14 protein-coding genes are annotated in these 12463 nt (G+C 72.4%); 7 read left to right on the top strand and 7 right to left on the bottom strand.

The window, feature by feature from the left end; all coding sequences use genetic code 11:
* Positions 1 to 55: 55 nt before the first annotated feature.
* Positions 56 to 409, bottom strand: coding sequence for a VOC family protein (locus tag AQI70_RS20385; protein WP_062152129.1), 354 nt, complete (start codon positions 407 to 409; stop codon positions 56 to 58).
* A 62-nt stretch (positions 410 to 471) separates the two neighbouring features.
* On the opposite strand from AQI70_RS20385, the gene AQI70_RS20380 reads away from it, so the two are divergent.
* On the top strand, positions 472 to 1344 hold the full coding sequence (locus tag AQI70_RS20380) for a universal stress protein (protein WP_062152126.1): 873 nt from the start codon (positions 472 to 474) through the stop codon (positions 1342 to 1344).
* Between the two features lies 1 nt (position 1345).
* On the opposite strand, the gene AQI70_RS20375 is transcribed toward AQI70_RS20380, so the two are convergent.
* The 4 genes from AQI70_RS20375 to AQI70_RS20360 all read right to left on the bottom strand — a co-directional run bounded on the left by AQI70_RS20375 (position 1346) and on the right by AQI70_RS20360 (position 5331).
* The gene (locus tag AQI70_RS20375; RefSeq protein WP_062152123.1) at positions 1346 to 2581 is read right to left on the bottom strand and encodes a DUF4032 domain-containing protein; all 1236 of its coding nucleotides are present in this window, start codon (positions 2579 to 2581) and stop codon (positions 1346 to 1348) included.
* A gap of 41 nt (positions 2582 to 2622) precedes the next feature.
* Entirely contained in the window at positions 2623 to 3369 is a 747-nt protein-coding gene (locus AQI70_RS20370) for an MBL fold metallo-hydrolase (RefSeq protein ID WP_062152120.1), read from the bottom strand.
* Between the two features lie 48 nt (positions 3370 to 3417).
* Positions 3418 to 4593 carry an acyltransferase family protein gene (locus AQI70_RS20365; RefSeq protein ID WP_107117046.1) on the bottom strand — a complete coding sequence of 392 codons (1176 nt, stop codon included), beginning with the start codon at positions 4591 to 4593 and terminating at the stop codon, positions 3418 to 3420.
* Positions 4594 to 4701: 108 nt separating this feature from the next.
* The gene (locus AQI70_RS20360) at positions 4702 to 5331 is read right to left on the bottom strand and encodes an alpha-ketoglutarate-dependent dioxygenase AlkB (RefSeq protein WP_062152114.1); all 630 of its coding nucleotides are present in this window, start codon (positions 5329 to 5331) and stop codon (positions 4702 to 4704) included.
* Positions 5332 to 5447: 116 nt separating this feature from the next.
* Between AQI70_RS20360 and AQI70_RS20355 the strand changes: the two genes are divergently transcribed.
* Both AQI70_RS20355 and AQI70_RS20350 read left to right on the top strand, forming a co-directional pair.
* Positions 5448 to 6074: a TetR/AcrR family transcriptional regulator gene (locus AQI70_RS20355; RefSeq protein WP_062152111.1), complete on the top strand. Its 627-nt coding sequence runs from the start codon at positions 5448 to 5450 to the stop codon at positions 6072 to 6074.
* A gap of 16 nt (positions 6075 to 6090) precedes the next feature.
* Entirely contained in the window at positions 6091 to 7764 is a 1674-nt protein-coding gene (locus tag AQI70_RS20350; protein ID WP_062152109.1) for an FAD-binding dehydrogenase, read from the top strand.
* Between the two features lie 30 nt (positions 7765 to 7794).
* Here the strand turns inward: AQI70_RS20350 and AQI70_RS20345 are convergent, their stop codons facing one another.
* Positions 7795 to 8145, bottom strand: coding sequence for a DUF488 domain-containing protein (locus AQI70_RS20345; RefSeq protein ID WP_062152106.1), 351 nt, complete (start codon positions 8143 to 8145; stop codon positions 7795 to 7797).
* A gap of 79 nt (positions 8146 to 8224) precedes the next feature.
* Between AQI70_RS20345 and AQI70_RS20340 the strand changes: the two genes are divergently transcribed.
* The 4 genes from AQI70_RS20340 (at position 8225) to AQI70_RS20325 (ending at position 12052) form a co-directional block, all read left to right on the top strand.
* Positions 8225 to 8971, top strand: a complete 747-nt coding sequence (locus tag AQI70_RS20340; protein ID WP_062152103.1) for a hypothetical protein — start codon at positions 8225 to 8227, stop codon at positions 8969 to 8971.
* A 28-nt stretch (positions 8972 to 8999) separates the two neighbouring features.
* Positions 9000 to 9704, top strand: coding sequence for a response regulator transcription factor (locus tag AQI70_RS20335; RefSeq protein ID WP_062152100.1), 705 nt, complete (start codon positions 9000 to 9002; stop codon positions 9702 to 9704).
* On the top strand, positions 9701 to 11515 hold the full coding sequence (locus AQI70_RS20330) for a sensor histidine kinase (protein WP_062152097.1): 1815 nt from the start codon (positions 9701 to 9703) through the stop codon (positions 11513 to 11515). Before AQI70_RS20335 ends, AQI70_RS20330 begins: the two co-directional genes overlap by 4 nt.
* Positions 11516 to 11602: 87 nt before the next feature.
* On the top strand, positions 11603 to 12052 hold the full coding sequence (locus AQI70_RS20325; RefSeq protein ID WP_062152094.1) for a DUF6098 family protein: 450 nt from the start codon (positions 11603 to 11605) through the stop codon (positions 12050 to 12052).
* Between the two features lie 71 nt (positions 12053 to 12123).
* On the opposite strand, the gene AQI70_RS20320 is transcribed toward AQI70_RS20325, so the two are convergent.
* Entirely contained in the window at positions 12124 to 12375 is a 252-nt protein-coding gene (locus tag AQI70_RS20320) for a WhiB family transcriptional regulator (protein ID WP_062152091.1), read from the bottom strand.
* Between the last annotated feature and the right edge of the window lie 88 nt (positions 12376 to 12463).

The following is a 12463-nucleotide window of genomic DNA, read 5'->3' as shown; positions in this document are numbered from 1 at the left end:
CGGGTATGCGGGAGGCGGCGCTGTTCATCCGGGCGGGCCGCACCGTGACCGGTGCTCAGCCGTGCCGGGCGGCGAGCACGCAGAACTCGTTGCCCTCCGGATCCGCGAGCACCACCCACGGCTGCTCGCCCTGGCCGATGTCCGCGTGGCGCGCGCCGAGCGCGATCAGGCGGGCGACCTCCGCCCGCTGGTCGTCGGGGCGGAAGTCGAGGTGGAGGCGGTTCTTGACGGTCTTGCCCTCCGGGACCGGAGCGAAGATCAGCCCGGGCAGCCGGTCCTGGTCGGGCCGGATCTCGTACTCGTCGGCCGAGTCGTTCAGCACGACCCAGCCGAGCGCCTCGGCCCACCAGCGCCCCAGGGCCACCGGGTCGGCGGCGTCGACGGTCACCTGCTCCCACTGCAAAGCCATGCGCCGAGCGTAGTGAAGACTGGGCCCCACGGACGTGACCGCGACACGAGGAGGCAGCCGGAATGACGCGCCCGATCACGGCAGGGGTGGACGGATCGGAGGAGAGCCTCGCGGCTCTCGGCTGGGCGGCCCGGGAGGCGGTCCGCCGGGGGCTCGCCCTGCGGGTGGTGCACGCCTGGCGGTTCCAGCCGCACGAGGCGATCGACGCGGGGGACGTGGACACCCAGGCCAGGTGGGCGCGGGAGGGGCTGGCGGAGGCCGCGCGTTCCGTCACCGAGCGGCACCCGGGCCTGGAGGTGACCACCGACGTCCTCGACGGTGGGCCCGCCGAGACGCTGGTGGCCGCCACCGCGGACGCCGAGATGCTGGTGCTGGGCTCGCGGGGCCACGGCGCGGTCGTCGGGTTCCTGCTCGGCTCCGTCGGGCAGCAGGTGCTCGCCGGGGCGACGCGGCCCGTCGTCCTCGTACGAGCCGGGGACCAGGCGTCCGCCGAGGCCGCCGGGCGCGAGATCGTCGTGGGCCAGCAGGGCGACCCGGAGGACAGCGCGGCCGCGCTGCGGTTCGCGTTCGAGACCGCGGCGGCGCGCGGCGCCCGGGTGCGGGCCGTACGGGCGTGGACCCTGCCGCCGCTGTTCGCCTACAGCCCGGGCTCACTGAAGCTCCTCGACGAGGCCGGGGGACTGGAGCCGTACGAGAAGAAGGCCCTGGAGGAGGCGCTGCGGCCGTGGCGGGAGCGCTTCCCGGACGTCCCGGTGGTCGAGCACGTGGAGATGGGCAGCGCCGGGCAGGTGCTGCTGTCGGTGGCCGGACGGGCCCAGCTGATGGTCGTCGGGCGGCGCGCCCGCCGCACGGCCGTGGGCGCCCGGATCGGCTCGGTCGCCCACGGTGTGCTGCACCACGCGGACTGCCCGGTGGCCGTGGTGCCGCACGACTGAGTCAGTCGGCCGTCGTCGGCTGCAGCGTCTCCCGTGCCTTGGGCAGGATGTTCTTGATGTAGTCCTCGACCACCGCGTCCAGGCCGATGTCGTGCTGCGCCCGCTCGGACAGGTACCAGCGGTGTTCCAGCAGCTCGTGGTAGATCTCGGCCGCGTCCATGGACCCGCGCAGCTCCGGCGGTACGGCCCGCACGGTGGGCCGGAAGACGTCGCGCACCCAGCGGTGCGCGAGCACCTCGGGGCGGGCGCCGAGGGGATCGCCCGGGGCGTAGTCGTCCTGGGTGGCCATCCAGCTCTCCAGGTCGTTCAGGAGCCGGCGGGCCTGGTTCTCCTCGGTGTCCAGGCCCGTCAGGCGCAGCAGCTGCCGCTGGTGGTGCCCGGCGTCGACGACCTTCGGCACGAAGGTGACGGTGTCGCCGTTCGTGGCGTGCTCGATCTGCATCTCGGCCACGTCGAAACCGAGGTCGTTCAGGCGGCGTATCCGGCGCTCTATGTAGTGGTACTTGCCCGCCGGATAGACCGAGGTGCGGGTCAGCTCCTGCCACAGGCCCTGGTAGCGGGCGCAGATCTCGGTGCCGAAGTCGATCGGGTCCACCGACGGGTGCAGCGCCCCGGACGCCTCCAGGTCCAGCAGCTCGCCGCTGATGTTGACCCGGGCGAGGTCCAGGTCGTAGTCGCGCTGGCCGTCGCTCAGCCGGTCATGCAGGTCGCCGGTCTCGGCGTCCACCAGATACGCGGCGTACGCGCCCGCGTCGCGCCGGAACAGCGTGTTGGACAGCGAGCAGTCGCCCCAGGCGAAACCGGCGAGGTGGAGGCGGACCAGGAGCACGGCCAGCGCGTCCATCAGACGGTGCATGGTCGCCGGGCGCATCGTCGTCTCGAACATCGAGCGGTACGGCTGCGAGCCGCGCAGGTGCCGGGTGACCAGGACCGACTCCAGCGGGCCGCCGTCGGCGTCGGTGCGTCCGGTGACCACGGCCAGCGGGTCCACCGCCGGGATGCCGAGGCGGTCCAGGTCGCGCAGGAGCTCGTACTCACGCAGCGCGGGGCGCTCGGCGAGCTCCTTGACCGCGATCACCTCGCTGCCGGCTCGGGCGTAGCGCACCACGTGCCGGGAGATACCGCGCGGCAGCGGGACCAGGACCTTCTCCGGCCACTCCTCCAGGGGCACATGCCAGGGCAGCTCCAGCAGGAGCGCGGGGTGCTCCGGATTCGTCGCGCTGATCTGCAGTGCCATGGGCCGTTCGTCCTCGCCTAGCCGGTGATCGTCACCTCACCTTAGAGCGCGCGCTCCCGGGCCTGAAGAGCAGCGTCCGGCACCGAGCCCTGGTGCACGGGTCCGTGCCCGGGCAGCAGCACATCGCCCTTGAGGCCTTCGAGGACGTCCAGGGAGGCCACGGCGCGGGTCCGCTCGCGGTGGAACATGTCCGGCAGCAGCTGCGGCCCCTTGATGCGCGAGGTGGGGTGCCCGCTGACCAGGGCGTCGCCCGCGATCACCACCCCGGCTTCCGGGAGATGGTAGGCGCAGTGGCCGTCGGTGTGGCCGGGGGTGTGCACCGGGACGGGCCGGCCCGGCAGGTCGAGCGGGCCCTGCGACGGGAACGGCTCGGGGGCGGTGACGGGGACGTGCGCGGTGCCGCCGGAGCGGAGCGCGTGTATCGCCCAGGGCAGGACGCCCGGCCGCCAGCCGTTCCTCAGGACCGTCCCCACGTTCACCTGGTGCAGGAACTCCCGCCGGGCGTGCGGCACTTCGGCCTCGTGCAGGTATATCGGCGTGCCGTACGTGGCGCGCAGATGCTCGGCGTTGCCCAGGTGGTCGGTGTGCGCGTGCGTGATCAGTACGGCCTTGACCGCCTCCGGTGAACTCCCCACCTGGGCGAGCGAGGCGAGCAGCAGGGCCCGGTCCCCGGGATAGCCGGTGTCCACCAGCGTGGCCGCGTCCCCCTCGGTCAGGATCACCCAGTTGGTGTTGCTGCCGTGCACCAGATAGGTGCCGTCCGCGACTTGCTGCACATCTGCCCGCATGATCGTCCCGCGTGGTGGGTCCGTGCCCGACGGACACAGCAAAGCAGATCAGGAGGCGGGCCCGACGGGCGGGTCGGAGCGCATCCCGAACAGAAACCGCGTCAAGCGGGTTCTGCGCACCACGAACTCGTACAGCAGGAGGAGCACCGCCAGTGAACCGGCCACGATCACCACGTACTTGATCACGATCGGCGCCGGCCGGCCCACCACGCCGTACGCGAGCGCGACCACGACCGGCTGGTGGAGCACGTACAGCGGCAGGGCGGCAAGCCCGAGGTACACCATCGTGCGTGACGGCGGCCGGGCCGCGCGCGGCCGGTCCAGCAGCCCGAGGATCGCCACCACCCAGCACCGGCCCGCGGCGCCGAACACCGCCCGGGTCACCAGGGCGAACGGGGCCCACTCGGTGAACGGGTCGTCCAGGGAGAGGAACCCGGGCGCGGTCCCCGCGAACAGGACGAGCCCGAACACGCCCACCGGAACGGCGAGTCCGCGCAGCGCGGCACGGACGCGTCCGTCGTCGGCGAGGGCGTAACCGAAGAGGAAGAACACCAGGTAGGCCCAGCGGTTCCAGCCGGCGAAGCCCTCCTCCATGCCCAGGAACGCGTTGATCGCGGCGAGCGGCAGGGCGGGCAGGAGCAGCAGGGCCGGGTGCAGCGCCACCGCCTGTCCCACGGGCTCCGCCCAAGCCGCCAACGGCGCCGCGACCGGGGCGAGGAACAGGCTGAAGACGAGGAGCAGTACGACGAACCACAGGTGGCCGGTCTCGAAATGCTCCCCTTCGAGGACGAAGGGGAAGTCGGCCGCGTCCGGGCGGACGGTGAGGAAGCGGGGCCAGAAGCGCCAGTACGACTCGTCGTATCCGGGATCGGCGGCCCGCAGCCGCAGCCACTGGGGGAGTGGGCACAGGACGAGCGTCGCGAAGACCAGCGGAACACCCAGGCGTACCAGGCGCTCACGGCTGAAGCGGGCGGGCCCCCGCCGGCGGATCGAGTACCGGGAGCCGAGCCCGGCGACGAGGAACAGCATGGGCATCGCCCACACGACCCCGAACCCGGCGAGCACGGTCACGGCGTCGCTCGTCTGCGCGTTCTTGACGTAGAAGTCGTCCTCCGGCGCGAAGACGAGGCCCGAGTGGAAGAAGACCAGCCCAACCACGACGAAGACCCGGAGCGCGTCCAGCTCGCCGCGCCGGGGAGCCGTGGCCTGCGGTTCCGCGCTCACCCGCCCCAGTGTGGAGGCACCACGGACCCGCGCCCAGAGGAAGCGCCGCCTCCGGCGCCGTCACCCGGAGACGGCCCGCGCGCACCCGAAGCGGTCGCCTCGAAAGCCTCACTGCACGCCGTGCGGGCGGAACTGGATGCTGATGCGCGGTCCCGTGGCACGGGTCGTCTTCGGTATCGAGTGCTCCCAGGTCCGCTGGCAGGAGCCGCCCATCACGATGAGGTCGCCGTGCCCCAGCGGACGGCGAACCGTCCCGCCGCCGCCCCGCATCGGGCGCAGCAGCAGATCCCGGGGCGCGCCCACGGAGAGGATGGCCACCATCGTGTCCTCGCGCGCGCCCCGCCCGATCCGGTCCCCGTGCCAGGCGACGCTGTCCCGGCCGTCGCGGTAGTAGCAGAGCCCGGCCGTGGTGAACGGCTCGCCCAGTTCCCCGGCGTAGTGCGCGGACAGCGCGTCGCGCGCCTGTGCCAGCACGGGGTGGGGGAGCCGGTCGTCCGCGCCGTAGAAGGCGAGCAGCCGGGGGACGTCGACCACGTGGTCGTACATCGTGCGCCGCTCCGCACGCCACGGCACCTCCGCGACCAGCTGTTCGAACAGGACGTCGGCCCCGCTGAGCCAGCCGGGCAGGACGTCGATCCAGGCGCCGAGGCCCAGCTGGGTACGGCGGATCCCGGCGAGGGACCCGAGCCGCACCTCGTCCGTCTGGTCGAACAGGGAGCCCTGGAGGTGCCTGGTCATGGTTCCAGCGTACCCCTGAATCGAATGCCTGTTCCCATTGGATTGGGATCTTCGCCCTAGCCCTTTGGATACACTCATGTATCGGATACATTTCTGTATCGAACGGAGGTCCGGACATGGCGGTGGAGGGAACGACCAGGCGCGTCACCAGGCGCCGGGTGCGCACCCGGGCCAATCTCCTCGACGCCGCGTTCGAGGTGTTCGCCGCCAAGGGCTTCGGCCGGGTCTCGATCGAGGAGATCTGCGAGGCCGCCGGATACAGCAGAGGCGCCTTCTACTCCAACTTCGACAGCCTGGACGAACTGTTCTTCGCCCTGTACCGGCAGCGCGCGGACCTGATCGCGGAGCAGGTGTCCGGAGCGCTCGCCGTCGACGGACCCGACCTCGACGTACCCGCCGCCGTGGACCGCGTCACCGAAGTGCTGCTCCTGGACCACGACTGGCTCCTGGTCAAGACGGACTTCCTGGTCCACGCCGCCCGTGACCCGGCCGTCGCACAGACCCTGCTGGAACACCGCGCCCGCCTGCGCGGGGCGATCGCCGACCGGCTCGCCCGGGCCCGGGGGCACACCGCACTGCCCGCCGTGCTCGGCGACATCGACGGCGCCGCCCACGCTGTGGTCGCCGCGTACGACGGAGTCACCACCCAACTGCTGCTGGACAAGGACGTCGAGCACGCCCGCGGCTGGCTGAAGCAACTGCTCACCGCGCTGCTCACCGACGGCAGCGACACCACCGAATGAGGAAGGGAAGGTCGCCATGGATGCCGACGTCATCGTCGTCGGAGCGGGACTCGCGGGCCTGGTCGCCGCGCACGAACTGACCAGCCGGGGCCGCAGGGTCGCGCTGGTGGACCAGGAGAACGCCGCCAACCTCGGCGGACAGGCGTTCTGGTCCTTCGGCGGGCTGTTCCTCGTCGACTCCCCGGAGCAGCGGCGCCTGGGCATCAAGGACTCCTTCGACCTCGCCTGGAGCGACTGGCAGGGCAGCGCCCAGTTCGACCGGGTGGACGACGAGGACTCCTGGGCGGTGCGCTGGGCGCGCGCGTACGTCGAGTTCGCGGCCGGCGGGAAGCGGTCCTGGCTCGACGGGCACGGCATCAAGTTCCTGCCCACGGTGGGCTGGGCCGAGCGCGGTGACCTGCGCGCCCACGGCCACGGCAATTCCGTGCCCCGGTTCCACATCGCGTGGGGCACGGGCACGGGCGTGGTGGAGCCGTTCGCGCGGTACGCCAAGCAGGCCGCGCGTGACGGGCTGCTCACCTTCTACCACCGGCACCAGGTCGACGAACTGGTCATCGAGCAGGGCGCGGCGCGCGGCGTGCGCGGCACCGTCCTGGCCGAGGACAACTCGCCCCGCGGTGTCGCCTCCAACCGCGACCGTGTGGGCGAGTTCGAACTCACCGCGCAGGCCGTCGTCGTCACCACCGGCGGCATCGGCGCCAACCACGACATAGTGCGCCGCTACTGGCCCGAACGCCTCGGCACCCCGCCCACCGAGATGGTCACCGGCGTCCCCGCCTACGTCGACGGCCGGATGCTCGACATCAGCGCTCAGGCGGGTGTACGCCTGGTCAACCGCGACCGCATGTGGCACTACACCGAGGGCCTGCGGAACTGGGACCCCATCTGGCCCGGTCACGGCATCCGCATCCTGCCCGGACCGTCCTCGATGTGGTTCGACGCCCTCGGCCGCCGCCTGCCCGACCCGTGCCTGCCGGGCTACGACACCCTGAACACCCTCAAGTACCTGCGCACCGACGCGGACATCGCCGGCTACGACCACTCCTGGTTCATCCTCACCCAGAAGATCATCGAGAAGGAGTTCGCGCTGTCGGGCTCCGAGCAGAACCCCGACATCACCGCCAAGGACCGCGTGGGCTTCCTGAAGGAACGGGTGCTCGGCAAGGGCGCCCCCGGACCCGTGGCGGCGTTCCTGCGCAACGGCGCGGACTTCGTGACCGCCCCGAACCTGGGGCAACTGGTCGAGAAAATGAACCAGCTGACGGACAAGCCGCTCCTGGACGCGGACGGCATCCGCCGCCAGATCGAGGCCCGCGACCTGCAGATCGCCAACCCCTACAGCAAGGACGCCCAGGTGCAGGGCATCCGCAACGCCCGCCGCTACATCGGCGACCGCCTCGGCCGGGTGGCCACCCCGCACCGCATCCTCGACCCGGCGGCCGGGCCCCTGATCGGTGTCAAGCTGCACATCCTGACCCGCAAGACCCTCGGCGGCATCCAGACCGACCTGGACGCGCGCGCCCTCGCCACCGACGGGACGCCCATCGACGGTCTGTACGCGGCCGGCGAGGTCGCCGGTTTCGGCGGCGGCGGCGTCCACGGCTACAACGCCCTGGAGGGCACCTTCCTCGGCGGCTGTCTCTTCTCCGGCCGGGCGGCCGGACGGGCCGCGGCGCGGCAGACGGACTGACGGTCGTCTCCCGCGGGCGCGACGAAGGCGTCAGGCCCGCAGGAGACGGGCCAGCACGGCGGCGTGACTCTGCTCGGGGGACTTCGACGAGGTCAGCAGGGTCACGTCGCCCTTGCCCGCCAACTCCCGCACATGATCCAGGAGTTCGGCCGCCTCGGGCGCGGCCAGCTCCGCCTCGTAGCGGTCGGCGAACTCCTCGTACGACCCCTCACCCGCGTGGTACCAGCGGCGCAGCTCCGTCGACGGCGTGATCGCCTTCGGCCACTCGTCCACGCGGGCCGCGTCCTTCGCCAGACCGCGCGGCCACAGCCGGTCGACCAGGACGCGCACACCGTCCTCGGGCTCGGGGGCTTCGTAGACGCGACGGATTCGGACGCTCATGGCCGGGCCTTTCTCACGCGACGGGCGGCACCTCGTGGAACCTGACGAGTTCCTCACAAGTGTCCGCCAAGGTCGAGGCATGATCACGCACAGACCTCGTGTCGCGTTCCTGGCCGCCTCTTTGCTGCTGACCGGATGCGGCGGTGGCGCCGTGGCCACGGCGGGCCACGCACCTGAGTCGGCCGCGGCCACGGCGACGACGAGCACCCCCACACCCGAGATCCCCCTCGAAGTGGCCCCACAGCAACTCCCCGGCCTGGGACCCAAGACCTGGGCCCAGGTGCCGTCCGACGCCCGGCAGGCCGTCGTCGTGACCGGAAGCGGCAAGAACTCCTCGCAGTCCACGGTCGTGCTGTACGAGCGCAGCGACGTCGGCTGGGAGGCCGGCGACACCTGGCCCGCCCACAACGCCGTGCGCGGCTGGACCGACCACCATCGCGCCGGCGATCTGCGCTCACCCATCGGGGTCTTCACGCTCACCGACGCCGGAGGCCTGCTCCGCGACCCCGGCACCAGGCTGCCGTACGACCACGGCTCCGGTTTCACCGCCACCGGCACCGGCTTCGAGGGCGAGCCCCTCGCGGGCTCCTTCGACTACGTGATCGCCATCGACTACAACCGTAAGCCCGGCACCACACCCCTCGACTGGACCCGCCCGCTCGGCGCCGGACGCGGCGGCGGGATATGGCTGCACGTCGACCACGACGGGCCGACACAGGGCTGTGTCAGCATCGCGAAGGAGCACATGAAGGAACTGCTGCTGGCGCTGAACCCGGACCTCCACCCCGTAGTCGTCATGGGCGACGCCAAGTCGCTGGCCCGCTGAAATTCCCCGACCGCTTAGGATCCGCCGCGTGTGCGCACATGTGCTGGTCGCCGAGGACGACGAGATGCAGGCCGAACTCATACGCCGCTCCCTGCTGTCGGAGGGACACACCGCCACCGTCGTCCACGACGGGCCGGCCGCCCTCGACGCGGTCCGGCGGCAACGGCCCGACCTCGTCGTGCTCGACCTGATGCTGCCCGTGATCGACGGCCTCGGGGTGTGCCGGGTGCTGCGCCGGAACCCCGAAGATCCAGACATCCCCGTGCTGATGCTGACGGCCCGGTCGACGGAGGACGACGTCCTGCTCGGCCTCGAACTCGGCGCCGACGACTACATGACCAAGCCGTACAGCCCGCGCGAGCTGATGGCCCGCATCCGCACGGTGCTGCGGCGCAGCGGACGCACCGCCGACCGGCGCGAGGACCCCGTCGTACGCGCCGCCGGGATCGCCGTCGACCCCGTGCGGCACGAGGTGCGGTGCGACGGGGCGCCCGTGGAGTGCACGCCGGCCGAGTTCGAGATCCTGCTGGCCATGACCGCCGAACCCGAACGGGTCTTTTCCCGGCGGCAGTTGCTGGAGTGCACCCGGGGCACCGACCGGGCCTCCACCGAACGGGCCGTCGACGTCCACATCATGAACCTGCGCAAGAAGATCGAGACCGACCCGCGCAGGCCCGTGCGGCTGCTGACCGTGTTCGGCGTCGGCTACAAGCTCAGTGGCGGCCGCGGATGAGCCGGCGCATCCCGCTGCGCAAGCGCCTCCTGGTCAGGTTGCTGATCGCGACGGTGCTGATCGCCGTGTGCTCGGTGGCGGCGACGGCCTGGCTGGCCGTGGAGACCACCACCCGGGCGCTGCGGGAGGAACAGGGGCAGGTCCTCGCGGAGGACATGGACGTCCTCGCGCGGCTCAGCGGCTACGCCGCGACCCACTCCGACTGGACGGGAGTCGAGAAGACCGTCCGTGCGCTGTCCGAGCGGACCGGGCGCCGTATCGCCCTGACGACCCCGGAGCGCAGGACCATCGCCGACTCCGCGCCGTCCGGCACCGCCCTGCCGCCGCGCGCCGCCGCCACGGTGGACCCCCTGCGCACCGACACCTACACCGAGCGTGGGGCACAGCGCAGCGGCATCGATCCGCGCGTGGTGGGCCCGTACCGGGTGACGGACAAGGAGCGGGCCCGGCTGGACAAGCTCGCCCTGATCCGGCAGAAGTGCTTCGCCCGCAACGGCTACGAGGCCGACGTCGTCCAGACTCCGAGCGGCCGCCCCGTCGTCACGGACCACGACGGCCCCGTCTCCGCGGGCCAGGTGCCCGAAGAGTGCGCCGACGGGCTGCTCAACACCCCGACGCCCACCGAGGAGAAGGCCCTGGCCGAACTGGCCGAGCGCTCCCGCGCCTGCCTGGACCGGCACGGCCTGAGCACCGGCGTGACACCCTTCGTCGCGGTCGACGTGACCGAGCAGCGCCTCGGCACCCGGTACCTCATGGGCAAGTTCAGACCGGGCGACAGCGGGTCCGTACGCGAGGCCGAGAGCTGTGTCGACGCCGCGCGCCGCGCCCAACTGGACCCTTACGTCGCCCCCGTGGCCGAACTCTTTCTGGGCGTCGGGGACACCACCGCCGTACGGTTCGACATGTCCCCGGCCAACAAGGCCAAGGTCGTCGGGGCCGCCGGGCTCGTCCTGGCCGTCACCGTGGCCGTGACCGCCGTGGTCGCCACCCGGCTCGTCCGGCCGCTGCGGGCGCTGACGGCGGCGGCCCAGCAGCCGCCCGAGCTGCATGTGCGCGTCCCCGTCACCACCCGCGACGAGACCGGCATCCTCGCCGCCGCCTTCAACGAACTGACCGAGCGGCGCGAGCGGTTGGAGGCCCAGCGCAAGGCGATGGTCAGCGACATCGCCCATGAGCTGCGCAGCCCGCTCACCAACATCCGTGGCTGGCTGGAAGTCGTCCGTGACGGCGTCGTCGACCCGGACCCCGACCTGCTCGCCGCCCTCCACGAAGAGGCGCTCCTCCTCCAGCGCGTCATCGACGACCTGCGCGACCTCGCGGACGCCGACGCCGGCACCCTGCGCCTGCACCGGGAGGCGGTGCGGTGCGACGAGATCCTCGCCCAGGTCGCCGCGGCCCACCGGGTCGCCGCCGACGCGGCAGGGGTGACCCTGCGCACGACGGTGGACGGGACACCCTGCCTGGACGCCGACCCGGTGCGCATGCGGCAGGCACTCGGCAACCTGGTCTCCAACGCGCTGCGCCACACGCCGGCCGGCGGCACGGTCACGCTGTCCGCGCGCCGCGACGGCGATGACGTGCTGCTGGAGGTCACCGACACGGGCACCGGTATCGCACCCGAGGACCTGCCGCACGTCTTCGACCGGTTCTGGCGGGCGGAGAAGTCCCGCAGCCGCCGCACCGGCGGCAGCGGCCTGGGCCTGCCGATCGTCCGCCACCTGGTCGCCGCCCACGGGGGCACGGCCCGCGCCGTCAGCGAGCCCGGCACCGGCAGCGTCTTCACGCTGCGGCTGCCCGGGGCCCGGGAGTGACCGGGGCGGTCCGATTCCCTTCCCGCCGTACGGGTACCCCGTCTGCGCGCAACGCACGAGGCACGAGGCGAACAGGGAGGTCACGTCATGAGCCGATCGGACGACCTGCCGGTGGTGCGCACACTCGCCGAACTCACCGAGCTCGTCGAACGGCACCAGGGCCTGTACGTCCGCTGGTCGCGCGGCCCGGAGACCGATCTCCCCGACGTCTCCAGCACCGACGACCTCACGGGCGTGCCCATGCCGGGACTGTCCGCCAACCCGCTCGATGTCGAGGAGTGGTGGGAGGACCGCCCCGTCCACGTGTGGGTGGCCCGCCGCCTGCACGACTACGCCCATCTGCCGCACGAGAAGGGGCCCGGGGTGCTGCCCTGGGTGCTCGCGGGCAAGGAGACCGCCCGCGGACCCGACAACGAGCCGCTGGTCACCGACGCCCGGCCGATGTGCTGGATCGACCAGCAGGTGATCGACGAGGCGAAGGCGGAGGTGTCCCGGCAGGAGAACCCGTGGGGGCCGCTGCGCCGCAGCGGCCGCTGAAGCCCGGGCCGGCCGCACGGGCACCGGGGCCCGGCCAGGGTCCCGAAGCTCCGTGCGGGCCGGCGGGAAGGTCAGCCCCAGGGGCGCCCGGCGGCCGTGCGTCGCCGCAGAGCGCGCCGCTCCGTCTCGCTCGTCCCGCCCCAGACACCGATGGACTGCCCCGTGTCCAGCGCCCAGTCGAGGCACTGCTCCTGAACGGGGCAGCGCCGGCACACGGCCTTGGCCTGCTCGGTCTGCAGCAGGGCCGGGCCGGAGGTGCCGATCGGGTAGAAGAGGTCGGGGTCCTCATGGCGGCAGGCCGAGTGGTCTCGCCAGTCGTCCATCAAAGTCACCTGCGATCGTCGTACGTGCCCTCGGTGGATGCATTACTCGTTTGCGAGTCGCCTGTCGATGCGCGAGTGAAACCCCGTG

This window comes from Streptomyces curacoi (genome assembly GCF_001513975.1).
GTDB classification, from domain to species: domain Bacteria; phylum Actinomycetota; class Actinomycetes; order Streptomycetales; family Streptomycetaceae; genus Streptomyces; species Streptomyces curacoi.
Note: the sequence above shows the minus strand (reverse complement) of the source record. Positions and strands in the feature narration are given on the sequence as shown.